The organism is Priestia sp. 10L35, from assembly GCF_056395685.1.
Genome location: NZ_JBFTKA010000002.1, coordinates 38509 through 63164 on the forward strand (window position 1 = coordinate 38509; position 24656 = coordinate 63164).

A 24656-nucleotide genomic window follows, 5' to 3' on the forward strand; every position below is an offset into this window, starting at 1 on the left:
TCAGTTAAAAGACGCTAAAGAAGATATAAACGGAGGAAGAAAGATGCTACGAAAAAGCGGTGCGAAACGAATACAGACTTGGTTTTACGATGAAGATCCAAATGGGATTAAAGTATCTGAGGTGCCGAATACAACGATACAGGCTGTATTCATTCCTAGAAATAGTTTGAAAGATTTAAAGGGTGAAAGCGAAGTAGAAAAGCCCGGCATTTATTTTTTATTTGGAGAAGATAAAAAGGCATATATTGGAGAGGCAGAAGTAGGATATGAGCGTTTAAGGCAGCATGCTAGTCCATCAACAGGTAAAAGCTTTTGGGATGTGGCCGTGTTAATTGTCTCTAATGCTTCTCAAGATCAATTAGATAAAGTTGATGTAAAATATTTAGAGCATATTTCTTATCTAGCAGCCATGCGCTCTGGTACATATGATATTAATCAAACCGTTCCCACAAAACCGTTTGTGCGTGAATTTAGACGAGACGACCTGACAGATATCTTTAATGTTATTAAAGTTTTACTTGGTGGGTTAGGCTTTTCAATTTTTGCGGATGCTTCAAATGGAATAGAATATGAAAGCGAAGCTGTACAGTCTGGTGACATACCAAAGATTGAAGCAGAGCAACCGATAGAAAAGGTTATTCAAGTTGAGACACATTTGTCAAAAGATATAAAATCAGTAATAGTAGAGGACGTTCTATATTGTAAACGCCGAGATGCGTATGCGACGGGGAAATATGTTAGCGATGGATTTCTTGTCTATAAAGGAGCTTTGCTTGCGAGCGAACAGCAGCTAGAAGGAGCTAAACTTAAAAGGCAGCAAGACCATATTAATACTTTCCTAGAAAACGGTGTACTAGAAATAAAAGATGGTAGATACGTGCTGGTACAAGATCAAATTTTTTCTTCTATCTCAGCTGCGGCAGTGTTTGTGACACAGCGAAGAAGCAGTGGAACTTCTGAATGGAAAGATAAGAACGGGATAACAGCGCGTAATAAAATTGATCAAATGTTAAGTGTAGAAACAAAATAACCTAGATCTAAACCTTTTGAGCTCAATAAGTATTTCAAAACATTGACATTCCCTTCCAAAACGCATACAATAGCTACTAATAAAAGCACACAAATTCGTTGAAGAGAATCAGTACGCTGCAAGTTTGTTCCACAGAGAGCTGGTGATAGCTGAAAGCCAGTGTTCAAGCGGCAGGGGAATATCCTCTCTGAGAAGTCAAACTGAACCTATAAGTAAGTTTGAACGGTAGTCTACCGTTAAAAAGAACGCGTATGATTGTACGTTGCTGAGTGCTATTGATGAACGGATCAATAGAAGCCAGGGTGGTACCGCGGTTAAAACCCGTCCCTAGTCATAGGGACGGGTTTCTTTGTGTGCTTTTAACTTTAAAAGGAGTGGTATCACATGAAAGAAGTGAATGTAAGGGAGTCTTCGCAAGAGCGCGAACAGCGTATCCAGCAGCAGTGGCAACAAGGAAATGTGTTTCAGCAGTCGGTTCAAAACCGAGAAGGGCATCCTTCGTTTGTATTTTATGAAGGGCCTCCGACAGCAAACGGTCTTCCTCACGTCGGGCACGCATTAGGCCGGACAATTAAAGACGTTGTGGCTCGTTATAAGACGATGACGGGGCATCAAGTGATTCGAAAAGCAGGCTGGGATACACATGGACTGCCGGTTGAGCTAGGTGTTGAAAAGCAGCTCGGGATATCTGGGAAGCATGACATTGAAAAATACGGCGTAGAAGCTTTTATCAACAAGTGTAAGGAAAGTGTGTTTGTGTATGAAAAGCAGTGGCGCACGTTCACGGAGCAGCTTGGCTATTGGGTTGATATGGAAGACCCTTACATCACCTTGGAGAATTCATACATTGAAAGTGTATGGGACGTGCTTGGCACAATTCATGATAAAGGACTTCTTTATAAGGGCCACCGCGTATCACCTTACTGCCCGAGCTGTCAAACGTCGCTGAGTTCGCATGAAGTAGCGCAAGGGTATAAAGATGTAAAAGATTTAACGGTAACGGTGAAATTTAAAGTGAAAAACCGTGATAATGAGTATTTTCTAGGCTGGACGACAACGCCTTGGACGCTTCCGTCAAACGTGGCGCTTGCGGTGCATGAAGAGATGAACTACGTTCGCGCCGAGCAAGGCGACAGCGTGTATATAGTGGCAGAAGCACTCGCAGACAAAGTGTTAAAGGGAGAATATACCGTTTTATCTCAACATAAAGGAAATGAGTTAAAAGGGATGTCATATGAGCCGCCGTTTGATTTTGTGAAAGTGGAAAAAGGGCACGAAGTCGTAACGGCTGATTATGTAACGGATCAAAGCGGAACAGGAGTTGTTCATTTAGCACCTGCTTACGGCGAAGATGATTACAGAGTAGTAAAAGAAAACGGCTTTTCATTTGTGAACGTAGTGGATGAAAAAGGACAGTACACATCTGAAGTGCCGCCGTTTCAAGGACGTTTTGTAAAAGACTGCGACGTTGATATCGTGCGTTATTTAGCGAATCAAGACGTGCTGTATCATAAAGAAAAGCATGAGCACAGCTATCCGTTTTGCTGGAGATGCGACTCGCCGCTTCTTTATTACGCAAATGAAAGCTGGTTTATCCAAACGACGGCGTTAAAAGAACAGTTTTTGAAAAACAATGAAAGCGTGACGTGGTATCCGGATCATATCAAGCACGGCCGCTTTGGCAACTTTTTAGAAAATATGGTGGACTGGAACATCAGCAGAAAGCGATACTGGGGAACGCCGCTGAACGTATGGGAATGCGGGGAATGTCAACATCAAGTAGCTCCAAAAAGCATCAAAGAGCTTCAGGAACATGCGTCTCATTCCGTTGCTGACAGCATTGAACTGCATAAGCCGTATGTAGATGACGTGGAGCTGACGTGTCCGGTCTGCAGCGGAGAAATGAAGCGAACGCCTGAAGTGATTGACGTTTGGTTTGACAGCGGCTCGATGCCGTTTGCGCAGTATCACTATCCGTTTGAAAACAGCGAACGGTTTCAAAAACAGTTTCCAGCAGACGTCATCGCAGAAGGAATTGATCAAACGCGCGGCTGGTTTTACAGCTTAATGGCAGTTTCAACGCTGTTCACGGGAAAAGCACCTTATAAGCGCGTTTTGTCTCTTGGACACGTGTTAGATGAAAACGGTCAAAAGATGTCTAAAAGTAAAGGAAATGCGCTGGACCCGGTGGATCTTATTCATACATTTGGTGCCGATGCGCTTAGATGGGCGCTTTTAGCAGACAGTGCGCCTTGGAACCCGAAGAAATTTTCAGAGCGGGTCGTGCAAGAAGCGAAATCAAAAGTCATCGATACGCTTGTGAACGTGTACGGCTTTTACGTGTTATACGCTAAGCTTGACGGCTATGATCCTGAGCAAACGTATGAATTGAAAAAAACAAAATTGGATGAGTGGATTCTTTCACGTTTGCACAGCACGGTTAAGCGAGCAACAGCACATCTTGAAGATTACGGGTTTACAAGCGCGGCTCGTGAAATCGCAGTATTCATTGAAGAGCTAAGCAACTGGTATGTGCGACGTTCCCGCGATCGTTTTTGGTCAGAAGGAATGGACGGAGAAAAAGCAGCGGCTTACGATACGCTTCATGAAGTGTTAGTGACGTTAAGTCAGCTGTTAGCACCGTTTACGCCGTTTGTTGCGGATGATGTTCATGAAAATCTAACAGGGAAAAGCGTTCATTTGGCAGACTATCCTGTGTATGATCAAACGAAAGTGAACGAAAAGCTGGAAAAAGAAATGGCAGCGGTGCTTCAAGTAGTGGAACTAGGTCGAAGCATCCGAAATACGCATTCGTTAAAAGTAAAGCAGCCTCTGCAAAGTCTTTCACTTGTGGTAACGGAAGAAGATGTAGAGTGGAAAGCATATCGTGATGTAATCAAAGATGAGCTTAATGTAAAGAACTTTAACGTGGAGCAAGACGACGACAAGCTTGTTTCGTACGTGTTAAAACTCGATTTTAAACAGACTGGACCAAAGTTTGGAAAACGAGTAAATGAGGTCAACCAAGCGTTAAAAAACCTTTCAGAAAATCAAGGAAAAGAGTTTGTTGAACAAGGGAAGCTGAATATTACGCTTGCTTCAGGAGAAAACCTAACGCTTGAAACGGCTGACGTACTCGTTGAAAAAGTGCCAAAAGAAGGATTTGCGGTTGCATCAAACGGGACGTATACCGCCGTGTTGGATACGGCGTTAACTAAAGAACTCGTGCAGGAAGGAGTCGCTCGTGAAGTAATTCGAGCAGTTCAAGACTATCGTAAAAAGCTGGATTTACCTGTGAATTTACGTATTGATTTGGAGCTTAGCGGAGACGAAGAAGTGCAGGAAGCCGTCACGAAGTTTGAAACGCTGCTTCAAGAAAATCTTTTACTGCACAGTCTACGTGTGACAGAAGCTATCGAAAACGGAGAGACGGTAAAAGTCGGAACAAAGCAAGTTACGCTTCGTGTTTTAAATCAGAACTGATAAAAAGCACTTACCTCATAACGGGTAAGTGCTTTTTTACCTTTAATCAAACTGCCCGAGAACATTTTTAAGACTCGGCCAAACGATTTCAAAAGGAGCTGCTAATACATACTCTTTTCCATTTTCATCTTTAAAGTGCTGCACAAAACGGTATTTTCCTACCTTGTAATTAGGAGTTGCGATATCTTGTTTGAATGATTTCCCTGGCTTCAGCGTGACGGTTTTATCAGGAAACTCTAATCCGTTTAGCACAACTTTGTACCACTTGCCGTCTTTTAAGTGATCCGCCGTATTTTCGTAAGGAATTGTTAAGGTATGCGTCGAATTGTTTTGAATAACAAAAAAGCCAAACTGCGTTTTATCGTATTTTTTACTGACAGCAGATAGCGTAATGGTTCCTCCGTCCGTGTTGATGGAAGAAGGAATGTTTTTTTCTTGTTTGGTGCCCAGCTCCATTTTTTGACCGTTATAATCGATATAGCCGAAGATACAAAACAAGATAATAAAAATGCCTAGTATTAGTAAAAGGGTTCGTACTATTTTCAAAAGCTTTACACCACCTTTTTATCACTCTTCCATTATACGGAAAATTATCTTTTGGAAATAGTATAAATTTACATTTTTTATATTACCTTTCTGAAAGGACGGATTAGAATGAGACAAGTTATAGCCATGGGCGGCGGAGGCTTTTCAATGGAGCCGGATAACCCGCTGCTGGATCAATACATACTTTCACAAGCTCATACGGATGTACCGAAGATCTGCTTTATCCCTACAGCAAGCGGAGATGCGGATAATTATGTAGAAAGGTTTTATGAAGCGTTTGAGAAGTTAATATGCACACCGTCTCATTTATCGCTGTTTTCTCAAAACTTTATAGATTTAAAAGCATATGTACTGCAGCAAGATATTTTGTATGTAGGCGGCGGTAATACAAGGAATATGCTTCTTTTATGGAAAGAATGGGGACTGGATACGATTTTAAAAGCAGCTTATAAAAAAGGAATTATTTTGGCAGGAATAAGCGCAGGTTCAATTTGCTGGTTTGAAGAAGGCGTCACCGATTCAATGAACAACAAACTGTCTAAAATCGACTGTTTAGGGTTTTTAACGGGAAGCAACTGTCCTCACTATGACGGAGAAAGCAATCGAAGACCTTCGTATCATGAATTAATTGCAAGCGGGGAAATGAAAGAAGGCTATGCTGTAGATGATGGAGTCGCGCTGCATTTTAAAGATGAGAAGCTATCCGCATCAGTTAGCTCAAGACCAACAGCAAAAGCGTATGCTGCTAATCGAAAAGCAAGTAAAGTCATTGAGCATGAACTACCGGTGACGTATTTAGGTGATGGCAAGCAATAAATGGCCGCTTCCCGTGTTTCTCTGTATAAAATGGAGCTTATTCGTACATACATAAGCAGAGACTCTATATAGGAGGTTACTTCAGTGAGTTATGAACGATACTGGGGAAACATACATGAACAAAGCGATAAGCTGCAGGAGTTATTATCGTCGTATTGGCATCAGTATTCAGATTTTGGAAACTGGCAGTTTTGGGTGGTGCTTGCTTCGCTCGTTCTTCCTCTTGTGTTGTTGTATTTTACCGTAGACCGGACGCGGATTTTTGAGGTGTTTTTCTTCGGTTACACAGTGCATATGCTTTGGGCATATATTGATATTGCACTTGGACGAAGCGGTTATTTGACGCATACATTTTTCTTAACGCCTCTGCTTCCGAACGCAACAAATATTACGGCTTCTATTTTGCCGGTAGGATTTCTGCTGCTTTATCAATATTGTACAAATCATCAAAAGAATTTTTATCTGTATACAATTCTTTTGAGCGCTGTTTTTTCGTTTGGACTGGCGCCTCTTGAACATCATTTTAAATTCATTGATTCAGGAAAAGGAATGAGTTTGTTTTATATTTTTCTTATTGATATAGGAATAACGCTAGTGGCGTACTGGGTTACAAGGCTGCTTGTAAAAGTAAAAGCTGCAGCCTATGATAAAGTGGAAAAAGAACGACGAAAAAATGTTTGAAGGTTTTCAGTTAGGGGTATACATATATTTAGAATAAATCGAGGTGAAAAAATTGTATTACTATCGCATTTCAGAAGGACAAGACGAAATGTACTCTGAGACAATTGTTGTCCATGAAGAACAGTTTGATCAAGGTACATTCGAAGAAATGGTAAAAGAAGCGATGGTCGATAAGCCCGGCAAAATCGACCAGGTGGACATTGTGAAATATTTAATTGGACATTATCATTTCCAAGTTGCATATATTGAAGCAGCCTTTCATAGCACGTATATAGAAGAACAATAATGTTATGTATTCGTTAAGAAACCCCGTTGCATTGGCAGCGGGGTTTTCTTGTCTTTACCAATATCGATAGTGATAGGGGTTTTGAGGGGAGTAATAAGGATTCTGAGGCGGAGGATACTTATAAGGAGGCGTCTCGTGGCTAGCGGAGCCTGCTTGTTTTTTCTGTTTGTAAGGCCCTTTTTCTACGCATTCGTCCGTTGGTCCAATCACGATAGTTTGATTCTTTAACGGAGCCAGCGTTTTCTTTAGCTGCTCCGGATCTAAGCAGTACGTATGAGCAAGTACTTCAATAGGCGTCTTATTTAAAATATCCGATCCAAAAATGTATTCCGGATACGGAGCGTCAAAAATGGCAAGTAAATGCGTATTGTCTTCAGACGCAATTTCCCAGTGCCACCAGCCTTGAGGGATATTGGCTACTTGCCCCGGAGCAATTGGAATATTTGTCACTTCATTGTTAAACGGGTTGATTAATGAAACGACAGCTGAACCTGAAATACAGTAGACAAGCTCAGCAGCATTTTGGTGATAGTGCGGTTCGACTACGCGTCTTTTGCTTAAGTAAATATCAAGTAACGACACATTTCCTAGTGTATTCAGCACATCCCGGCCTAATCGGTTAATGTAATTTTGATCGTTTCTCGTGTTAAGTCTGTTTTTATTCACATCAGAAAAGTACTGTACATTTGGATTGTTATAATCCATATAGGACGTTGACAAGGGTCTCCAGCTCCTATCCTTGAATTTTTTATGATGCTGTATCGTATGTAGAGAGTTTTATTTCGTGACAAAAGCCCAGGAAGATGTAGGTAACCGCCTCTTTTGGAGGAAGTGTACAATCATTTGCCCGTTGGTTTTCATATACTGTGACAGGTTCTTTTTTCACAGAACCATGATCAATGTCAGACACATATGACGTATCATTTTAAGGAAAGTGAGTTGCAGAGCTGTTGCTTGATCAATATGAAAAAATAACTAGTACGTATGAGAAGCTGGACGAACTTCAGCTGCCGTTTAATAAGCCCGTTTTAGTCGCGGTCGAGTGGAACGGAGTGCTGTTTGAGTTTTTAATAAGGCTGAAAAGAGAGTCTTCTCATTTGCTTGTGTTTGGCTCAGGAGGAGGGGCAAGTCAAGAAATGCCGGTAGGACCTCCATATTTTCAGAGGCATTCGTGGATGAATGAATTCCAAGATTCCATTATTTACTATAACGATCCTACGCTTTATTTAGGAAAAGTGTCGCTTGCGTGGGGACAAGGGACAAGCGATCGTTTTTATTTAAAAGACATTGCGGTTGTAATTGAAAAGTTCATGAAAAAAGTACAGGTGAGTTCGTCTAATGTGCTATTTTACGGATCATCGGGCGGCGGCTTTATGTCGATGTTTTTAGCGGGGTACGTAAAAGGAGCAAAAGCGCTTGTCAATAATCCGCAGACCTGCTTGACCAAGTGGCTGAAAACGCCGGTTCGGCAAGTGTTTAATTTATCTTATCCTAACCTCACAGAAGAGGAAGTGATAGCCTCATACGGTGAGCGAATCAACGTAGTGAAGTTTTTTCGCCATATTAACTATGTGCCAAAGATATATTATTTACAAAACGGGGCGTTTGAATACGATATGAACAATCACTTGCTTCCATTTTTAACGGATTTGCAGGATATGCCAGATGACTGTGAAATCAATAATATAAAAGTCGAGCTCTATTATAATCCAAAGCTGAAGCACGCGGCTGTTAGCAAGCAAGAAACGATTGATTATGTAAATATGGCAAAGAAGATATAATAAAAAAGGCAAGAGTTCAAGCTTAAAGGAACCCTTGCCTTTTTTATGTCGAATTTTCTAACTCAATAGATACAAGTAGGCAGTTATGTTGCTTTTTCTTTTGAATATGATAGTGAAGATGAGGTGTAAGGAGGGAAAGTATGGCCGATCAAGATGAGAGAAAAAGATACTTGATGGAAGTTCAGAACTGGCTTGAACAAGTATGTGATCCTGTATTTGAAGAAGCCATTACAGAAGTAGATATAACGTCATATATAACGCGCACGCAAGAAGACGTTCTTGAATATTTAAGCGAAGAAGATGTCAACGAATATACGTTAGAAGAAATCAATAATGCAGTGCGGCATATTGATAAAGTTTTAAAAGAGCGGCTTGGAGACGACGGTAGGGAGCGAGAATCAATAGCGCCAGGACAGCACGAGCTGCCGCCGCTTGGCTATAGCTATTCAGCTCTCGAACCGTATATTAACCGGGAAATTATGCGTCTTCATCACAGCAAGCATCATCAAAGCTATGTAGATGGATTAAATAAAGCAGAGCTCATGCTGCAGCAAGCCCGTAATACAAATAATTTTGACCTCATAAAACATTGGGAACGGGAAGCTGCTTTTCATGGCTCCGGTCATTACTTGCACACAATCTTTTGGGAAATTATGAGTCCAGAAGGAGGAGGACGACCGAGACGACAGCTGCTGCAGCAGCTTCAAAAAGACTTTGGCAGCTATGAGAAATTTATGATGCACTTTTCTCAAGCTGCAAAAAAAGTAGAAGGTGTTGGCTGGGCTATCTTAGTATGGTCGCCGCGTTCGCGCAAGCTCGAAGTTTTGCAAGCTGAGCGCCATCAGCTTCTCACGCAGTGGGATACGATTCCGCTGCTCGTATTAGACGTATGGGAACACGCGTATTATTTACAGTACAAAAATGAACGTGATCCGTACGTGGATAATTGGTGGAAAATAGTTTACTGGCCGAACGTAGAAAAAAGATTCGAAGCAGCCAGAATGCTTCAGTGGCAGCCGTATTAATAAGTAAGGCATCTTAATTTTAAATAAAAAGGCTATGATAAAAGCATTTTAGTTGAAGAAAGATCCGAACGATGAATTGAGATTCTTGATGGAGAATCCAACTCGTTCGGATTTTTTTATTGTTATGGCGATCATGTATGTATGCGTTTCTAGCAGTTGATTGGAGAGCAAGACGAAGATTCCTGAGGAAATAGTGGAATGAATGAGACCCCGCAGGAGCGCAAGCGACAAGGAGGCTCATCGGCCACCCGCCGAAAGCGAAGTCTTGCACGGAAATCAACAGCGGTGTAAAAAGTGATGTATATTAAGCTCCTTTAACGCATTTATTAATTTTAAATAAACTATGTTCTAAATAACCAATATAAAATAAGGTATAAGCCTCTAGAACCAGTGAAATATTACAAATGAAATAATTCAGTATAAATGTATGTAAAAGCACCGTCATATACCTAAATATGTATGTTTTTGAAGAGTAAAGGTGATTAATTTACTAGTTTAAAAGGAAGAATCTTTATTTTTACTGTAACTAAACTATCAAACTATTGACATGCTACTGAAATATAACTGTAATATTCATGTGTTATTTTTTATGTATTGGTAGATAAAGGGGAAATCAATTACATGAAAAAGACAATGATTACGTTCAGTTTAGTTCTAATGTCACTGTTCGGAGTGGCAAGTGGTGCATCAGCTGCAACAAATACATATACAGTAAAAAGCGGAGATTCGCTATACAAAATTGCAAAGACATATAAAGTATCGGTTAGTCAGCTGAAACAGTGGAATAACTTAAAGTCAGACAGCATTCATCCTAAACAAGTATTAAAAGTATCTCAAGCAAAATCAAGCACGCCTGCTAAAGCAGCGCCTGCGAAGTCTTCAAACGTTGTGAAAGAATTTAAAGTAACAGCAACAGCGTACACAGCGAACTGCAAAGGCTGCAGCGGAAAAACAGCGATTGGAATTGACTTGAAAAAGAATCCAAATCAAAAAGTGATTTCTGTCGATCCAAAAGTGATTAAACTTGGTTCAAAAGTATACGTAGAAGGTTACGGCACGGCAATCGCAGCTGATACGGGCGGTGCGATTAAAGGAAATAAAATTGACGTTCTTCTTCCTTCTCAAAAAGAAGCGTTAAAATGGGGAAGAAAAACAGTAAAAGTTCAAATCTTAAAATAAGTATTTCTTAAGGAAATGAGAGCCTTCGTTGAAGGGCTCTCATTTTTTTCTTCATTAAAGGGCATGCTACTTTATATATACTGATGGAAAAGTTTTACGAAAATGATCATATTTGTTGACAAATATTTCGGAAACGGATATATTTATCCGGTATATAATTAAGTTCATTAAATATTCGTGACATAAATTAATAGAATGAACACATAAAATATATTCTTAACCTGTTTGTCATCTGAAGATTTACATACAGATAATTTTAAAGGGAAAGGTCTTGTTAAAATGAATACACAAACACAACAGTCCGATCAAGCCCGAACTCGGTCTATTTTTGGCGTAATGATAATGGGAGCGCTCGTCGCTTTTTTAAATCAAACGCTGATTAACATTGCGCTTCCGCAAATGATGGATCATTTCCATGTAACGGCGGCTACGGGCAACTGGTTAACAACCATCTTTATGTTAGTAAACGGAATTGTTATTCCAATTACAGCATTTTTAATGAATCGATTTACTACAAGGCAGCTGTATATTACAGCAATGGGTCTGTTTACAGTAGGAACACTGCTTTGCGGTATTGCGCCGACATTTTCCGTTATTTTAGTGGGACGCGTCGTGCAAGCAGCAGGAGCAGGGATTTTATTTCCGTTAATTACCAACGTTATTTTTACGTTATTCCCGCCTGACCGACGCGGTTTTGCGATGGGGATTTTTGGTGTAGCGATGAACTTCGCACCGGCAGTAGGGCCGACGCTTTCTGGTTTAATAGTTGAGCACTACTCATGGCGCGTTTTATTCTTTATGATGTTTCCAATTGCACTTATCAACGTAATTGCGGCAATTATTTTAGTGAAAAACGTGACGGAAACAAGCCGACCGAAGCTAGACGTGCTTGGCGTTATTTTATCAACAGTTGGATTTGGCGGCTTGCTGTATGCGTTCGCTACGGGCGGTACAAAGGGCTGGACCAGCACTGAAGTATTAGCTATGTTCATTGTAGGCGGTATTTCGATTCTGTTCTTTATTTTCCGTCAGTTAAAAATCGATCAGCCGCTTCTTGAATTCCGTATTTTCCGTTACCGTATGTTCACTTTAACAACAATCATTAACGTGATTGTGACAATGGCAATGTTTTCAGGTATGATTTTAATGCCGATTTATATGCAAAACGTACGCGGTTTTTCACCGTTTCTTTCAGGCTTGCTGTTACTGCCAGGGGGAATTGTAATGGGGATTATGTCTCCGATTACAGGACGTCTGTTTGATAAGTTTGGCGCAAGATGGCTTGCTGTTATTGGTTTAGCGATTACCGTTGTAACAACATATGAACTAACAAAACTTGAAACAACAACAACATTTATGTATGTAATGATTGTTTATACTGTTCGTATGTTTGGTATGTCGCTGCTCATGATGCCAATCTTTACAGCAGGATTAAATGAGCTTGCGCTTAGCTTAAATAAATACGGAACGGCGATGGTTAATACGCTTCGAATGGTTGCTGGAGCTGTAGGAATGGCGTTCTTTGTATCTATTATGATGAATCAAGGTGAAAAACACGTGAAAAACATCGTCACGAATCAGCAAATTTTGCCGACAGATAAAGGCAGTATGGCTGAAGCTGTGAATCAAGGTACGGCAATGGGTATTAACGATGCGTTTATGATTGCAACGATTTTAAGTGTGATCGCGTTTGTTTTAGCCTTCTTTATTCGTAAAACATCACCAAAAGAAGATACCATTACAAATCGTGTAAAAAAAGCAAGCTAATAAAAAATCCGTGCCTTTTGGTACGGATTTTTTTTATGAGTTAAATTTGTCTTTTTTATAGTCAATGTAAAGCGATCCGTCGGACTGAACCTCAGCGTAAAAGACGTCATCAATTGAGTTGACTCCCGCTTTTTCTAGCTGTTTATGCAGCCAATTATTATCTACATGCAGGTCCTTCAAGGCATCTTCATTCGCTTTTCCATCGTAAATAACGCCTGTTGAAGTGGGGAATAAAAGCGTTTTTGACCACGAGTTCGGCTTTTTATCTTGTTTTTGCATAACGGAAAGGTTTCCGTTGATTTCTAATATGGCGTATTCTACATCTTTTATGGAAAATACGTTTTGCTGCCTCAGCATGCCTAAAAGAGATTCAATATCTAGCCGGACTTGTTTTAACGCCTTTTCCATCACTTTCCCTTGCTTAATCACAATTTTAGGCTCACCGGTAATAAGGTGCCGCGCTTTTTTCGATTTCATTCCAAGATAGCCCATAGCGATCGTTAAAAATGTCCATCCTAGCAGAGAATACACTCCTTTATCAATCTCTACTCGCTTATCAGTGGAGAGGGAAGAAGCGATATTACCAATCGTAATCGCCGTAATGAATGTAAACACATTTAACTGGCTGATTTCTGTTTTTCCCATGAGCCGCGTTAAAAGAAGCAGCACAAAAAATGAACAGGCGATTCGAAACGTCGATTCAGCATAGCCCATACATTTCACCCTTCCTTCATTTCATTGTTTTATGTTGTGAAAAAATAGAAATTTTATGCAGTTGAAAAGATAAATTCCATGCTTCTTTCCCACTAGCTTTTGCTTTTGCGCTACAATAAAGAAGCAGCGTGTTTGACTAGACAAAAGAAGGTGAAAAGATGAAACCATTTAAAGCTTCAGCATTATTAGACGTTATCAGCGAATTGTTCTCTGATGAAGCGTCGATTGCCGTGTCAGATCTAGAAACGTACGTGTATTACCGCGCAAGTAAACGAATTAATTTAAAAATCAGCCCTGGAGATCAAATTAAAAAAGGGACGATTACATATAAAGCATTAGAACGAAAGCAAAAAGTATCGGAATTTATTCACCGAGACGTGTTTGGCACGCCTTACTACGGCATGGCCGTGCCTTTTTTAGATGAAGGAGAGGTTCAAGGGTGCGTGACGGCGATTTTTCCCGCGTTAACGAGCGGAAAGTCAGTTGTGACGTTAAAGGTGAACGAGGGATGGATACCGGTTCCTTTCTCAAAAATTATCTACGTAGAAGCGAGTGACCGAAAAACATATGTGTACGCACAGAAGTATACGGGTACGCATAAATACACGTTAAATGAATTTGATTATGTGCTTCCAAAAGAAGAGTTTGTGCGCTGTCATCGTTCTTTTATCGTCAATGTGACGCAAATTCAAGAAATTTATCCTGATACACATTCAACTTTTTTATTAGTGATGAACAACGGAGAAAAAATTCCGGTCAGTCAGTCGTACGCCAGCTATTTTCGAAAACTCCTTGGGTTTTAACCGTCATTTTGCTTAATTATCATCAAATATGCTGTTTTATCGCTATTTTTGTCCATTTCATTCCAAAAACTCTTGTGTACGCTCGCTTTACAGTAAAATGGTAAAAAAGAGCAAAAACAAGGAGTGAACAGAATGGAAAACGTTTGCAGTCGAATTAAGGATGAAGCACTAAAGAATCGCGTTGTCTCTGCTGAAGAAGCAGCGTCTTGGATTCAAGGTGGAATGACTCTTGGTCTAAGCGGTTTTACACGCGCGGGGGATGTCAAAGCTGTCCCGTTTGCGCTAGCGAAACGAGCAGAAACAGAACCGATAAAAGTAAGCGTGTATACCGGTGCTTCACTTGGATCAGATGTGGATAAGCTATTTGCAGAAAAAGGCATGTTAAACAAGCGCCTGCCGTTTCAAGCGGACCCAACCATGCGTAAAAAAATTAATGAAGGTGAATTTCAGTTTATTGACCAGCATTTATCGCATACTTCTGAATGGGTGCGTTCAGGCGTGTTAGATTCAATAGATTTCGCTATTTTGGAAGCGGTTTCTATTACGGATGACGGAATGATGATTCCAACAACGTCAATTGGCAATTCGATGGTGTTTGCCGAGCATGCAAAATCTATTATTATTGAAATTAACACAGCGCAGCCAGAGCTGTTAGAAGGCATTCATGACCTATATGATCCGGGCGTTCAAGGACAAAGAGATGCAATTCCTTTGAAAAAATCTGATGATCGTATTGGTTCATTAGGCATACCAATTGATTTAGATAAAGTAAAGGGTATTGTGTTTACAAATCAGCTAGATTCACCGTCTACGATTGTAGCACCTGACGAAGAAACGGTTGTGATGGCTCAAAATCTGATTTCATTTTTACGTGAAGAAATTAAAGAAGGGCGATTAACTGAATCGCTTGCTCCTTTACAATCTGGAATTGGATCTGTGGCAAATGCCGTTTTCCACGGTTTCTTAGATTCAGAGTTTCATGATTTAGAAGTGTATTCAGAAGTATTGCAAGACGCCGTGTTTGATTTATTTGACGCAGGAAAAGTTACGTTTGCTTCCTGCTGCTCAATTACGCTTTCAGCGGATAAAATGAAACAAGTTTTCTCTAATTTTGAAGCCTATCGAGATAAGCTCATTCTTCGCCCGCAGGAAATTTCAAACCATCCAGAAATCATTCGTCGCTTAGGACTGATTTCTATTAACACTGCCCTAGAGCTAGACATTTACGGAAACGTCAATTCCACGCATGTGATGGGAACAAAAATGATGAACGGAATCGGAGGCTCAGGGGATTTTGCCCGAAATGCGCGTCTCGGTATTTTTGTAACAAAATCTATTGCCAAAAACGGCGATATTTCAAGTATAGTGCCGTTTGTTTCACACGTTGATCATACGGAACACGATGTGGATGTGATTGTAACAGAGCAAGGATACGCAGACCTGCGCGGACTCGCTCCAAGAGAACGAGCAAAACGAATCATTGAAAATTGTGCACATCCAATGTACCGCGACCAGCTTATGGCGTATTACGAAGAAGCGCTCACGCGAGGCGGACAAACACCGCACGTTCTTGAAAAAGCCTTTTCTTTTCATATGTCTTATCAAAAAAATGGAACGATGCGAGAAGTTGTAGAGCAAACAAAGTAAAAGAACGCTTTATCTCCTTAGGAGACAAAGCGTTTTTCCCTTGAGTCAGAAACTTGTGTTTGTTATCTCTTTGAATTACGATGAAAGGGAATACATAAAGAAAACGAGGTAACTTATATATGAAAGCATTAGTATTTGAAAGGTTTGGAGGACCTGACGTTCTTCACTATCAAGATATACCGAACCCCTCTATTGGTCCAACAGACGTACTAGTAAGAACAAAAGCAATTGGACTTAATTTTGCTGATGTGTACCGAAGAAAAGGGAACTACCACTTAACGGGTACACCTCCGTATATTTTAGGATATGAAGGAGCAGGTGTGGTAGAAGAAGTAGGAGCAGAAGTAAGTCACGTTAACGTAGGAGACCGTATTGCGTTTGCTGATGTACCTTTTGCAAATGCAGAGCTTGTTGCCGTGCCGCAAGATAAAATCATTGCCGTACCTGACGATATTTCATTTGACGCAGCTGCTTCTGTGCTTTTACAAGGGTTAACGGCTCACTATTTAACACAAGACAGCTACAGCATTCAGCCCGGCGATTATGTACTTGTTCACGCAGCTGCTGGAGGTGTAGGTCAGCTTTTAGTTCAAATTGCCAAGCTATTAGGCGGACAAGTCATTGGCTTAACGTCATCTTCTGAAAAAGCAAAAGCAGCGGCTCAAGCAGGTGCTGACTATGTCTTTTTATACGAAGATAACTGGGTGGAACAAGCGAAAGAAGTAACGAAGCGAGGCGCAGATGTTGCCTATGAATCTGTAGGAGTTACGCTAGAAAAAAGCTTTGAAGCCGTAAAAACAGGCGGAACCGTGGTATTTTACGGAATGGCAGGAGGCGATCCGGCCCCGGTCGACCCGCGTATGCTGATGGATACCTCTAAAACGCTTACAGGCGGAGACTTATGGAACGTGCTTGTATCTTATGAAGAACGCAAAGTACGTTCACAGCAGCTGTTTGAGTGGATCAGTAAAGGTCAGCTTGTGCTAACTGATCCCGTGGTATTCGATTTAAAAGACGGAGCAAAAGCACATGAGCTGCTTGAAAGCCGGAAAAGTACAGGGAAAATTTTGTTAAGACCGTAAAAGAAAGGCCCTTTAGTCAAGGGCTTTTTTCTGTTAGTAAAGGAGAAACTAAGGAGCTGTCTAATATATATAGTAGATAAGTAGAGTGAAAGAGGTGAAGGTAGATGAAACATGCATTGATTACAGCGGGTCATAAAGGTATTGGCAAGAAGGTAACAGAACAGTTTTTAAAAAAGCAGTATTCCGTTACCGTCCATTTTCGAAGTGATAAAAATAAAGTGCGAGAACTGCAAGAAGAATGGCATCAATATAAAGACAACGTACAGTTTGTAGAAGGAGATATAACGAATAAAGCAGATATTGAACACGTCGTTGCGCAGGCTATGGAGCAATTTGGACGTATTGATGTTTTAATTAATAATGCAGGTCCGTATGTATTTGAAAGAAAAAAATTAATAGAGTACACAGACAGTGAATGGTATGAAATGCTGGAAGGGAATTTAAGCTCCGTTTTTCACTTTGTAAAAGCGGTTGTTCCTATTATGAAAAAGCAGCAGTTTGGAAGAATTATTACATACGGTTTTCAAGATGTAGAGCATACCCCTGGATGGATGTACCGCGCGGCTTTTAGTGCCGCTAAGTCAGGGCTAGCTTCTCTGACCAAATCGCTTGCTCTAGAAGTAGCCGAATACGGGATTACGGTCAATATGGTCTGTCCCGGAGATATTGTAGGGGACATGAAAGAAAGTGATATTATAAAAGCAAGATTACTAGAAGACAAGGAAACGCCTGTGGGCCGATCAGGTACGGGAGAAGACATTGCGCGTATTATTGAGTTTCTTTGTGATGAAAACTCAGATATGATTACAGGCAGCATTATATCCGCTTCGGGTGGAGTAGACGTTGTTCATAAAAGTAAAAAAACAAGCCCCTGACGTTGACGCAGGGGCTTGTACGTTACAGCAGCGATTCTCCGCCGTCGATAAACATTTCACTTCCGGTAATATGTTTGGACGCGTCAGAAGCTAAAAAGAAGATTAAATCTGCTACTTCTTCGGGCTTAGCTGAGCGTTTAGCAAGCGGCTGATTGCCATTTGGATATTCAATTGGAATCGCCACTTCTTTTAATTTGTCTTCTTGACGGAATGTATTGCTTTCAATATTTGTATCAACTGCTCCTGGACAAATGACGTTTACCCGTATTCCGTATGTAGAAAGTTCAAGAGCTGCCATTTTGCCGAAAGCCATTTGGCCAGCCTTTGAGGAACTGTATGCGCTCATGCCGATATTTGAAAATGTACGGTTGCCGTTAATCGAGCTAGTAATAATAATGCTTCCTCCCTGAGCTTTCAAATAAGGAATAGAATGCTTCACGGTTAAAAAAGTACTTGTTAAATTTGTATCAATTGTTTTTGTCCAATCTTCTGGTGATAGTTCTTCAATAGAAGAGAACGTACCGTTGATGCCTGCGTTAATAGAAACAATATGTAATTGACTCCATAGGCTGCTGATCGTTTCGATACTCTCTTTTATACTTTCAGAGTCAGAGACGTCTGTTTTAATGGCTATACACTCTCCGCCGCTCGACATGATGGTCTCTTTTACTTCATGTAATTTTTCTTCCTCTAAATCTAAAAGAGCAACGCGCGCTCCTTGTTCAGCTAATGTAATGGCTGAAGCACGTCCAATTCCAGATGCCGCTCCCGTCACAAGCGCAACTTTCCCAGTTAATGCAATCATTTGTAACCCCTCCATATAAAAATGTTGTTTCCTTTCTTTAGCCTATACGAAGGAAATAAAAACCTCTTTTAAAATATTTGTGTTTAAATTTGCTAAAAGATGCCAAAAGGAAAAGAGAAAACAGCGGCGAATTATTAATATGACGCCAGAACATGAAAAAGCTAATATCAAATGAGCCTACTTGAGTAGCTAAAGATATACCCTGTCTTTTCAGAAGAATGTTTATATAAAATTTTACATCAGAGGGACTTGCAAATCGTTCCTTGAAAGCTTACACTAGTAAAGCACAGAAAAAGGACGGTGTTTTATGAAGAAGAAAGATAATGTGATTCCATTCCCGCAAAGAAGGGAAGCGGCTGCTTATGTTCCCGCTTCTATTAGCTTAGATAAGGATATTGTGGAATTTTTAGAAATTATGAATTTTGAAGATCGCAATGATTTTTTAAACGAAATGATTGATTCATTTTTTAAATATGTAAAAGGTGAAGAAGACGAAGTAAGATAAAAGATAACGTAAAGACATCCAAAGAGATGTTTTTTATTTTGTGACCAATTGCTTAAAAGGCATGCTTAAGCCTCGTATAGTTATTTATGGTATAGTATACATTAAATACTATCTAGCAGGTGCAATTGCGAGGAGTGATAAGATGAGTGGATTTAAAAAAGACATTCGTGCCGGATCTGAAGAAACACACTCACTAGAACAATTAAAGCATGAAATGGAGCAAAGCCTGTGGAATTTAAGAAAAGATTTGCGAAATGAAAGTCGCTCGGAAACGGAAATGGCAATGATTAAAATTTCGCTGCTGTCACTATTTGAGGAACAGGCAAATAAATTGAGTGAAACTGAGCTTTCTGACTACCTTGCTGATTACCACAAAAGAGTCGAGCAGTTATTCGACAGGTATAGCTATAAATAAGACAAGCATCCTTGCGGGGATGCTTGTTTTTATTTGAGCAAAATTCGCTTGTATTCATTACGCTTCAGAGGTTTGGATACATATCCGTCGGCTTCTAGCTGATAAATAATGGTGGCAGCTGCATACACGCTAAAGGCATGATCAAGACCAAAGTAGTCTTGCAAAGCGGCGACGCTCACTTCCTCTTGAAAGATTTTACTGCGATTTGATAAGACAATAGGGTAGACGTTTTTAACGATTTGTTTTGAAATTTCGAGTGTTAACATATTAAATCCCTCCTGTGTGAGTGTACATAACTAAAGGTATTCAGCACGGTGTACATTCATGAAAAAGGGAGCGATTACATTTTTAAAAGATAAAGAAAAGAGGAGTAAATGCCCATAAAATCAAAGGTTTTATCTCTTTGTGGGGCATGTTTGAAAAACGCAGTATTTTTAGTGTATGACAAACATTTCCAAAAGTTCTATGGAATTATTAGGAGCAATTTAACTAAATCCACATATCTTAAAGTATAGCAAATGGAGGTGAAACACATGGGATACTACGGAGGTTACGGATACGGTTGTGGTTATGGCGGCGGTGGCTGCGGCGGCGGTTTCGCTTTAATCATTGTACTTTTCATCTTATTAATCATCATCGGCGCTTCTTGCTTCGGCGGCGGCTGGTGCTAATTATTAAAAAATGATGACGACGCAACATCCACACTTTATTTCTTCAACTATTTCTTCCGCAAAAGGTCTCTTCGGGATGAAGAGACCTTTTTTAGTTTATTATTTATAATAACGTGTACAAACTGCACGTTAAAAAGGTTTTATGCATGGTTCTACATAAAAAAAAGACTCTGAAATCAGAGTCTTTTTTTACTTATGCTTTTTGAACGTTAGCAGCTTGAGGTCCGCGTTGACCTTCTTCAACGTCGAATGTTACAGCTTGACCTTCGTCTAAAGATTTGAATCCTTCGCTTTGGATTGCTGAGAAATGTACGAATACATCGTCGCCGTTTTCGCGCTCGATAAATCCGAAACCTTTTTCTGCGTTAAACCATTTTACTGTACCTTTTTCCATGAATGTTGCCTCCTCGTGTGCTATGCACACATTGTATTACTATCCTTGCTCATGATCAAAATCTTTAAGACGAAAGTATTCACCTATCGATTGTTGCCGAACAAAAATAATTCTTCTTATAGAATAGCAAAAGTTAATGATAATTGCAAGGAATGAAGAAAATTTAACGAAAACGGTCATTCATTTAATGAAAGAAAACGAAAATTATACGAGTGAAAATAAGTAAGAAAGAGCGTATCAGGTCACACTATCTCTATATATAAGAAGAAAGGGGTCAGTCATATGTTTAAACAAAAAGCAGGGGAAAAACTGATTGAACTGTTAATTGAATGGGGCGTTGATCATATTTACGGAATGCCAGGAGACTCCATTAATTCAATTATTGAACCGCTTCGCAAAGCCCAGGACAAAATTAAATTTATTCAAGTGAGGCATGAAGAAGCGGGAGCTCTCGCAGCGGCTGCATATGCAAAGCTAACGGGTAAAATCGGTGTATGCACGGCTATTGCCGGACCGGGAGCGATTCATTTATTGAATGGTTTGTATGATGCAAAGTTAGACAAAGCTCCCGTTTTAGCACTTACGGGGCAAGTGGAGTCTGATCTTATCGGAAGCGATGCGTTTCAAGAAATTAATTTAGAGCGAATGTTCGATGACGTGGCTGTATATAACCAGCGAATCATGTCCGCTGAACAGCTTCCCACTGTTGTCAATCAAGCGATTCGAACAGCTTATGCTAAAAAAGGTGTGGCTGTGTTAACCATTCCCGATGATATCCCTCGTTTTGAAGTCGGATCAGAAGCACGAGAAACATCAAGCATAATCGTTAAACAAGACGTCTTTCCTCACAGAGAAGACCTTGAAAAAGCAAAAGATTTGATTGGTAAAGCAGAAAGTCCGGTTATTTTAGCCGGTCGAGGCACACATGAAATGAGAGAAGAGCTGCTTGCGTTTGCCGAAAAGATCGCAGCACCTATTGTTCTTACGCTTCCTGGAAAAGGCGCAATACCGGATGAACATCCATATTGTCTCGGAGGACTTGGATTAATCGGTACAAAGCCAGCGTATGAAGCGATGCAAGAAGCGGATACGCTCATCATGATTGGAACGTCCTATCCGTTTACAGGATTTTTGCCAGACCATGCGAAAACGATTCATATTGATATTGATCCCGCACAAATTGGTAAAAGATATCCTGTAGATGCAGGGCTTGCAGGAGAAGCAAAAACAACAATTCAGTGGTTCTTAGAAAACGTTGGCCGCTCAGAGCATCGCCAGTTTTTAGAGCAAAGTCAAGAACGTATGAAAAGGTGGTGGAGTCAGCTTGATACCCAAGAGGCAAAAGAAAGTCTACCTATCAAGCCTCAGCGAGTAATTCGAGCTCTTCAGCACGTAGCGGCTGATAACGCGGTCTTGTCCGTAGATGTAGGAAACGTCACAGTATGGATGGCGCGTCATTTTCGTATGACAAATCAGCAGTTTGTGATTTCAAGCTGGCTAGCGACTCTTGGATGCGGGCTGCCGGGCGCACTTGCTGGAAAAATTGCTTATCCCGAGAAGCAGGTGTTTGCGGTCTGTGGAGACGGCGGCTTTGCGATGACGATGGCAGATTTTATTACAGCTGTTAAATACAATCTTCCGCTAGTTGTGGTGCTATTTAATAACCATAAAATCGGTATGATTAAATTTGAACAAGAAGTAATGGGAAATGCTGAATTCGGAACAGACTTAACAAATCCGAACTTTGCCAGGTATGCAGATATTTGCGGAGGTGTTGGCTACCGAGTAGAAAAAGAAGAAGAGCTGCTGCCGGCTTTTGAAAGTGCTGTTAGGCAAAACAAGCCGTGTATTATCGATGTAATCGTTGATGCAAACGAAGCGCCTATGCCAGCTAAGATTACGCTAGGACAAGCAACGGGTTATGCCAAGCATATGGTGAAAGAATTGTTTCAAGAAGGCAAGCTAGATTTACCGCCTCTATAAAAAATAGGCTGTGACAAAAGTACTTTAGTAAAGATCCAAACGATGAATCGAGACTCTTAATAGAGAATCAACTTCGTTTGGATTTTTTTGTTGGAATAGTGAAGGTAATTTTATTAACTATAAGATTATTATGTAAACTTTAATGCTGACAAATGAAAAGTAGTGATATTATATTTATTTTGTAAAGTGGATGAGCAAAAAAACACCAAATTGGATGGTCTTTTTTTATAAAACTGCTTTAAGATAAGAGAGATAAAGGATAAACTACTAATAAGAAAGTTTAAACGTAAGGACTGACGCCGCATGAACTGGAGACCAGATCGCGCTAGCAAAAAAGCGATTTATAAACAAATTGCAGAATATATTGAAAGCTGTATTTCATCGGGAGCGTTTCCGCCGGATTCTATGCTGCCATCAGAACGAACGCTTGCTGCTGAGCTAAACGTGAACAGAAGCACGGTAGTAGCTGCTTATGAAGAACTGCAGGCACTTGGAATCGTAGAACGTAAAAAAGGAAGCGGCACGCGAGTTAGTTCGAGCATCTGGGGAATTTCCCGTAAACGTATTCCAAACTGGGGAAGATATGTAGAAGACGGTTCATTTTTGCCTAATTTACCGCTCGTACAGCGAATAAGAAGCGAAGCTTTGCGAACAGACTTTGTAAACTTAGCGAGCGGAGAATTAGCGCCTAGCTTATTTCCAAGTGAAGATTTTCAGCGAATATTAGCGGGCATGCCGTTTAATGAGCATTTAGGCTATGATCATCCTCACGGCAATGAACGTCTGCGTGACGCTATTGCTGCTCATGTTCATGAGTACCGGAAAATCTCCACCGATGCTAATTCCATTTTAATCACATCAGGTGCACAGCAAGCACTTCATTTGATTGTTCAGTGTTTGTTAAAACCAGGAGATGCAGTAGCGATTGAAGATCCGTCCTATAGCTATTCACTGCCGCTTTTTCAATCAGCAGGTTTACGAACGTTTTTGCTGCCTGTAGATAAAAATGGAGCCAACCCGGACGACTTAGTAGAATTACATAAAAAGCATCGCATTCGTATGGTTTTTTTAAATCCGTATTATCAAAACCCGACCGGTATTGTGTTATCAGAAGCGCGTCGAAAGCGGTTTTTAGAGCTTTCTTCAGAATACGGCATTCCGCTTATTGAAGATGATCCTTATTCACTCACGGCATTTGACGGAAATGTACATCAAACGCTGAAATCGATGGACGAGAACGGAAATGTCCTCTATATCAGCTCGCTTTCTAAAATTGTGGCATCGGGCCTTCGAATTGGCTGGATAGTGGGGCCAGAGCAAGTGATTCAGCGCCTGGCAGACGCTAAGCAGCAAATTGACTTTGGCCACAGCATCTTTCCGCAGTGGATTGCTTATCAATTCTTAGATTCTCCTACGTTTTCTTCGCATATTGAAAAGCTTAGACAAGAGCTCAAAAAGCAAGAGTATGCCCTGTCGTCGAGTCTGAACGAATTGCTCGGATCAAAAGTATCTTTCGATTCGCCTCAAGGCGGGATTCACTTATGGTGCAAAGTGAATCAGCCCGTCGATGACTATCGTCTATTGGAAGAATCGCTTAAAAGAGGTGTGGCTTTTGTCCCAGGAAGCGTGCTGAGTTCTCAAAGCGGAGCTATTCGCTTTACGTTTGGCAGAGGGGAAGAAGAGGTCATTCGAGAAGGGATTAAACGATTTGCGAGCGCCCTAGAGAGTCTGGAATAGCTATAAACATAGATAAACGTGCCGGATGAAAGTTTTATTTTATTATTTCGTATAGATTGTTATGATCTTGTGCTATACTAAGAGTACCATTAACTTTACTTCTGTATTTGTACCGACTGGTCCTGTTGAAAAACAGGGCTTTTTTTTATGTTTGTACACAAAAAAACAGATCCTTTAAAGGATCTGTTTCTGATATGTTGTGTTTCTTATGCTTTTTGAACGTTAGCAGCTTGAGGTCCGCGTTGACCTTGTTCTACGTCAAATGTTACAGCTTGACCTTCGTCTAAAGATTTGAAGCCTTCGCTTTGGATTGCTGAGAAGTGTACGAATACATCGTCTCCACCTTCGCGCTCGATGAATCCAAAACCTTTTTCTGCGTTAAACCATTTTACTTTACCTTGTTCCATAATTGTTGCCTCCTCGTGCGGACT

25 protein-coding genes and 1 other annotated feature are annotated in these 24656 nt (G+C 40.5%); of the genes, 18 read left to right on the forward strand and 7 right to left on the reverse strand.

The window, feature by feature from the left end; genetic code table 11:
* Nucleotides 1-43: 43 nt before the first annotated feature.
* Together AC1DEF_RS06085 and ileS are read left to right on the forward strand one after the other, a co-directional pair.
* The gene (locus AC1DEF_RS06085) at nt 44-1030 is read left to right on the forward strand and encodes a GIY-YIG nuclease family protein (protein WP_097823176.1); all 987 of its coding nucleotides are present in this window, start codon (nt 44-46) and stop codon (nt 1028-1030) included.
* Between the two features lie 89 nt (nt 1031-1119).
* Nucleotides 1120-1362 (forward strand) — a binding site (T-box leader).
* Nucleotides 1363-1414: 52 nt separating this feature from the next.
* Nucleotides 1415-4513: an isoleucine--tRNA ligase gene (gene ileS / locus AC1DEF_RS06090; protein ID WP_097823177.1), complete on the forward strand. Its 3099-nt coding sequence runs from the start codon at nt 1415-1417 to the stop codon at nt 4511-4513.
* Between the two features lie 42 nt (nt 4514-4555).
* Here the strand turns inward: ileS and AC1DEF_RS06095 are convergent, their stop codons facing one another.
* Nucleotides 4556-5059 (reverse strand): immunoglobulin-like domain-containing protein, encoded by a 504-nt coding sequence (locus AC1DEF_RS06095; protein WP_097823178.1) that lies wholly within the window; start codon nt 5057-5059, stop codon nt 4556-4558.
* Between the two features lie 108 nt (nt 5060-5167).
* Here AC1DEF_RS06095 and AC1DEF_RS06100 point away from each other — a divergent pair, with 108 nt between their 5' ends.
* The 3 genes from AC1DEF_RS06100 to AC1DEF_RS06110 all read left to right on the forward strand — a co-directional run bounded on the left by AC1DEF_RS06100 (nt 5168) and on the right by AC1DEF_RS06110 (nt 6842).
* Nucleotides 5168-5875: a Type 1 glutamine amidotransferase-like domain-containing protein gene (locus tag AC1DEF_RS06100; RefSeq protein ID WP_097823179.1), complete on the forward strand. Its 708-nt coding sequence runs from the start codon at nt 5168-5170 to the stop codon at nt 5873-5875.
* 84 nt (nt 5876-5959) lie between these two features.
* Complete coding sequence (locus AC1DEF_RS06105) at nt 5960-6556, forward strand: hypothetical protein (RefSeq protein ID WP_097823180.1); 597 nt, start codon at nt 5960-5962, stop codon at nt 6554-6556.
* Between the two features lie 43 nt (nt 6557-6599).
* A complete protein-coding gene (locus AC1DEF_RS06110; RefSeq protein WP_223268895.1) occupies nt 6600-6842 on the forward strand; it encodes a hypothetical protein in 243 nt (80 codons plus the stop codon).
* 54 nt (nt 6843-6896) lie between these two features.
* Here AC1DEF_RS06110 and AC1DEF_RS06115 read toward each other — a convergent pair whose 3' ends face one another.
* Nucleotides 6897-7562 (reverse strand): cupin domain-containing protein, encoded by a 666-nt coding sequence (locus tag AC1DEF_RS06115; RefSeq protein ID WP_097823181.1) that lies wholly within the window; start codon nt 7560-7562, stop codon nt 6897-6899.
* A gap of 230 nt (nt 7563-7792) precedes the next feature.
* Here AC1DEF_RS06115 and AC1DEF_RS06120 point away from each other — a divergent pair, with 230 nt between their 5' ends.
* The 4 genes from AC1DEF_RS06120 (at nt 7793) to AC1DEF_RS06135 (ending at nt 12594) form a co-directional block, all read left to right on the forward strand.
* Entirely contained in the window at nt 7793-8623 is an 831-nt protein-coding gene (locus AC1DEF_RS06120) for a glycosyl transferase family 2 (RefSeq protein WP_097823182.1), read from the forward strand.
* Nucleotides 8624-8763: 140 nt separating this feature from the next.
* Nucleotides 8764-9648 (forward strand): superoxide dismutase, encoded by an 885-nt coding sequence (locus tag AC1DEF_RS06125; protein ID WP_097823183.1) that lies wholly within the window; start codon nt 8764-8766, stop codon nt 9646-9648.
* Nucleotides 9649-10269: 621 nt separating this feature from the next.
* Nucleotides 10270-10827, forward strand: coding sequence for a 3D domain-containing protein (locus AC1DEF_RS06130; RefSeq protein WP_013057420.1), 558 nt, complete (start codon nt 10270-10272; stop codon nt 10825-10827).
* A 279-nt stretch (nt 10828-11106) separates the two neighbouring features.
* Complete coding sequence (locus tag AC1DEF_RS06135; RefSeq protein ID WP_050690644.1) at nt 11107-12594, forward strand: DHA2 family efflux MFS transporter permease subunit; 1488 nt, start codon at nt 11107-11109, stop codon at nt 12592-12594.
* A 33-nt stretch (nt 12595-12627) separates the two neighbouring features.
* Here the strand turns inward: AC1DEF_RS06135 and AC1DEF_RS06140 are convergent, their stop codons facing one another.
* Entirely contained in the window at nt 12628-13308 is a 681-nt protein-coding gene (locus AC1DEF_RS06140) for a DUF421 domain-containing protein (protein ID WP_028408225.1), read from the reverse strand.
* Between the two features lie 158 nt (nt 13309-13466).
* Here AC1DEF_RS06140 and AC1DEF_RS06145 point away from each other — a divergent pair, with 158 nt between their 5' ends.
* From AC1DEF_RS06145 to AC1DEF_RS06160, 4 genes are all read left to right on the forward strand, one after another.
* Nucleotides 13467-14111, forward strand: a complete 645-nt coding sequence (locus AC1DEF_RS06145) for a LytTR family DNA-binding domain-containing protein (protein WP_097823184.1) — start codon at nt 13467-13469, stop codon at nt 14109-14111.
* A gap of 132 nt (nt 14112-14243) precedes the next feature.
* Entirely contained in the window at nt 14244-15758 is a 1515-nt protein-coding gene (locus AC1DEF_RS06150; protein WP_477727321.1) for an acetyl-CoA hydrolase/transferase family protein, read from the forward strand.
* Nucleotides 15759-15877: 119 nt separating this feature from the next.
* Nucleotides 15878-16840, forward strand: coding sequence for a quinone oxidoreductase family protein (locus AC1DEF_RS06155; protein WP_097823186.1), 963 nt, complete (start codon nt 15878-15880; stop codon nt 16838-16840).
* A gap of 104 nt (nt 16841-16944) precedes the next feature.
* Nucleotides 16945-17715: an SDR family oxidoreductase gene (locus tag AC1DEF_RS06160; protein WP_097823187.1), complete on the forward strand. Its 771-nt coding sequence runs from the start codon at nt 16945-16947 to the stop codon at nt 17713-17715.
* Nucleotides 17716-17737: 22 nt separating this feature from the next.
* On the opposite strand, the gene AC1DEF_RS06165 is transcribed toward AC1DEF_RS06160, so the two are convergent.
* The gene (locus AC1DEF_RS06165; RefSeq protein WP_097823188.1) at nt 17738-18520 is read right to left on the reverse strand and encodes an SDR family oxidoreductase; all 783 of its coding nucleotides are present in this window, start codon (nt 18518-18520) and stop codon (nt 17738-17740) included.
* A 307-nt stretch (nt 18521-18827) separates the two neighbouring features.
* Here AC1DEF_RS06165 and AC1DEF_RS06170 point away from each other — a divergent pair, with 307 nt between their 5' ends.
* A complete protein-coding gene (locus AC1DEF_RS06170; protein ID WP_014459743.1) occupies nt 18828-19025 on the forward strand; it encodes a hypothetical protein in 198 nt (65 codons plus the stop codon).
* 142 nt (nt 19026-19167) lie between these two features.
* The gene (locus AC1DEF_RS06175; RefSeq protein ID WP_028408230.1) at nt 19168-19440 is read left to right on the forward strand and encodes a hypothetical protein; all 273 of its coding nucleotides are present in this window, start codon (nt 19168-19170) and stop codon (nt 19438-19440) included.
* 29 nt (nt 19441-19469) lie between these two features.
* On the opposite strand, the gene AC1DEF_RS06180 is transcribed toward AC1DEF_RS06175, so the two are convergent.
* The gene (locus tag AC1DEF_RS06180; protein WP_013057410.1) at nt 19470-19706 is read right to left on the reverse strand and encodes a hypothetical protein; all 237 of its coding nucleotides are present in this window, start codon (nt 19704-19706) and stop codon (nt 19470-19472) included.
* Nucleotides 19707-19973: 267 nt separating this feature from the next.
* Here AC1DEF_RS06180 and yjcZ point away from each other — a divergent pair, with 267 nt between their 5' ends.
* Nucleotides 19974-20111: a sporulation protein YjcZ gene (gene yjcZ / locus AC1DEF_RS06185; protein WP_013057409.1), complete on the forward strand. Its 138-nt coding sequence runs from the start codon at nt 19974-19976 to the stop codon at nt 20109-20111.
* A gap of 193 nt (nt 20112-20304) precedes the next feature.
* On the opposite strand, the gene AC1DEF_RS06190 is transcribed toward yjcZ, so the two are convergent.
* Nucleotides 20305-20505 (reverse strand): cold-shock protein, encoded by a 201-nt coding sequence (locus AC1DEF_RS06190; protein ID WP_013057408.1) that lies wholly within the window; start codon nt 20503-20505, stop codon nt 20305-20307.
* A 282-nt stretch (nt 20506-20787) separates the two neighbouring features.
* On the opposite strand from AC1DEF_RS06190, the gene AC1DEF_RS06195 reads away from it, so the two are divergent.
* Both AC1DEF_RS06195 and pdxR read left to right on the forward strand, forming a co-directional pair.
* Nucleotides 20788-22488, forward strand: coding sequence for a pyruvate oxidase (locus AC1DEF_RS06195; RefSeq protein WP_097823189.1), 1701 nt, complete (start codon nt 20788-20790; stop codon nt 22486-22488).
* 303 nt (nt 22489-22791) lie between these two features.
* Nucleotides 22792-24225, forward strand: a complete 1434-nt coding sequence (gene pdxR, locus AC1DEF_RS06200) for a MocR-like pyridoxine biosynthesis transcription factor PdxR (RefSeq protein ID WP_013057406.1) — start codon at nt 22792-22794, stop codon at nt 24223-24225.
* A gap of 206 nt (nt 24226-24431) precedes the next feature.
* On the opposite strand, the gene AC1DEF_RS06205 is transcribed toward pdxR, so the two are convergent.
* The gene (locus AC1DEF_RS06205; RefSeq protein WP_013057405.1) at nt 24432-24632 is read right to left on the reverse strand and encodes a cold-shock protein; all 201 of its coding nucleotides are present in this window, start codon (nt 24630-24632) and stop codon (nt 24432-24434) included.
* Nucleotides 24633-24656: the final 24 nt, after the last annotated feature.

Excerpts from the sequence above, each read along its gene's own strand:
- AC1DEF_RS06085 (WP_097823176.1), top strand. The coding sequence starts at position 44 with ATGCTACGAAAAAGCGGTGCGAAACGAATACAGACTTGGTTTTACGAT.
- ileS (WP_097823177.1), top strand. The coding sequence starts at position 1,415 with ATGAAAGAAGTGAATGTAAGGGAGTCTTCGCAAGAGCGCGAACAGCGT.
- AC1DEF_RS06100 (WP_097823179.1), top strand. The coding sequence starts at position 5,168 with ATGAGACAAGTTATAGCCATGGGCGGCGGAGGCTTTTCAATGGAGCCG.
- AC1DEF_RS06125 (WP_097823183.1), top strand. The coding sequence starts at position 8,764 with ATGGCCGATCAAGATGAGAGAAAAAGATACTTGATGGAAGTTCAGAAC.
- AC1DEF_RS06130 (WP_013057420.1), top strand. The coding sequence starts at position 10,270 with ATGAAAAAGACAATGATTACGTTCAGTTTAGTTCTAATGTCACTGTTC.
- AC1DEF_RS06135 (WP_050690644.1), top strand. The coding sequence starts at position 11,107 with ATGAATACACAAACACAACAGTCCGATCAAGCCCGAACTCGGTCTATT.
- AC1DEF_RS06140 (WP_028408225.1), bottom strand. The coding sequence starts at position 13,308 with ATGGGCTATGCTGAATCGACGTTTCGAATCGCCTGTTCATTTTTTGTG.
- AC1DEF_RS06145 (WP_097823184.1), top strand. The coding sequence starts at position 13,467 with ATGAAACCATTTAAAGCTTCAGCATTATTAGACGTTATCAGCGAATTG.
- AC1DEF_RS06150 (WP_477727321.1), top strand. The coding sequence starts at position 14,244 with ATGGAAAACGTTTGCAGTCGAATTAAGGATGAAGCACTAAAGAATCGC.
- AC1DEF_RS06155 (WP_097823186.1), top strand. The coding sequence starts at position 15,878 with ATGAAAGCATTAGTATTTGAAAGGTTTGGAGGACCTGACGTTCTTCAC.
- AC1DEF_RS06160 (WP_097823187.1), top strand. The coding sequence starts at position 16,945 with ATGAAACATGCATTGATTACAGCGGGTCATAAAGGTATTGGCAAGAAG.
- AC1DEF_RS06165 (WP_097823188.1), bottom strand. The coding sequence starts at position 18,520 with ATGATTGCATTAACTGGGAAAGTTGCGCTTGTGACGGGAGCGGCATCT.
- AC1DEF_RS06170 (WP_014459743.1), top strand. The coding sequence starts at position 18,828 with ATGAAGAAGAAAGATAATGTGATTCCATTCCCGCAAAGAAGGGAAGCG.
- AC1DEF_RS06175 (WP_028408230.1), top strand. The coding sequence starts at position 19,168 with ATGAGTGGATTTAAAAAAGACATTCGTGCCGGATCTGAAGAAACACAC.
- AC1DEF_RS06180 (WP_013057410.1), bottom strand. The coding sequence starts at position 19,706 with ATGTTAACACTCGAAATTTCAAAACAAATCGTTAAAAACGTCTACCCT.
- yjcZ (WP_013057409.1), top strand. The coding sequence starts at position 19,974 with ATGGGATACTACGGAGGTTACGGATACGGTTGTGGTTATGGCGGCGGT.
- AC1DEF_RS06190 (WP_013057408.1), bottom strand. The coding sequence starts at position 20,505 with ATGGAAAAAGGTACAGTAAAATGGTTTAACGCAGAAAAAGGTTTCGGA.
- AC1DEF_RS06195 (WP_097823189.1), top strand. The coding sequence starts at position 20,788 with ATGTTTAAACAAAAAGCAGGGGAAAAACTGATTGAACTGTTAATTGAA.
- pdxR (WP_013057406.1), top strand. The coding sequence starts at position 22,792 with ATGAACTGGAGACCAGATCGCGCTAGCAAAAAAGCGATTTATAAACAA.
- AC1DEF_RS06205 (WP_013057405.1), bottom strand. The coding sequence starts at position 24,632 with ATGGAACAAGGTAAAGTAAAATGGTTTAACGCAGAAAAAGGTTTTGGA.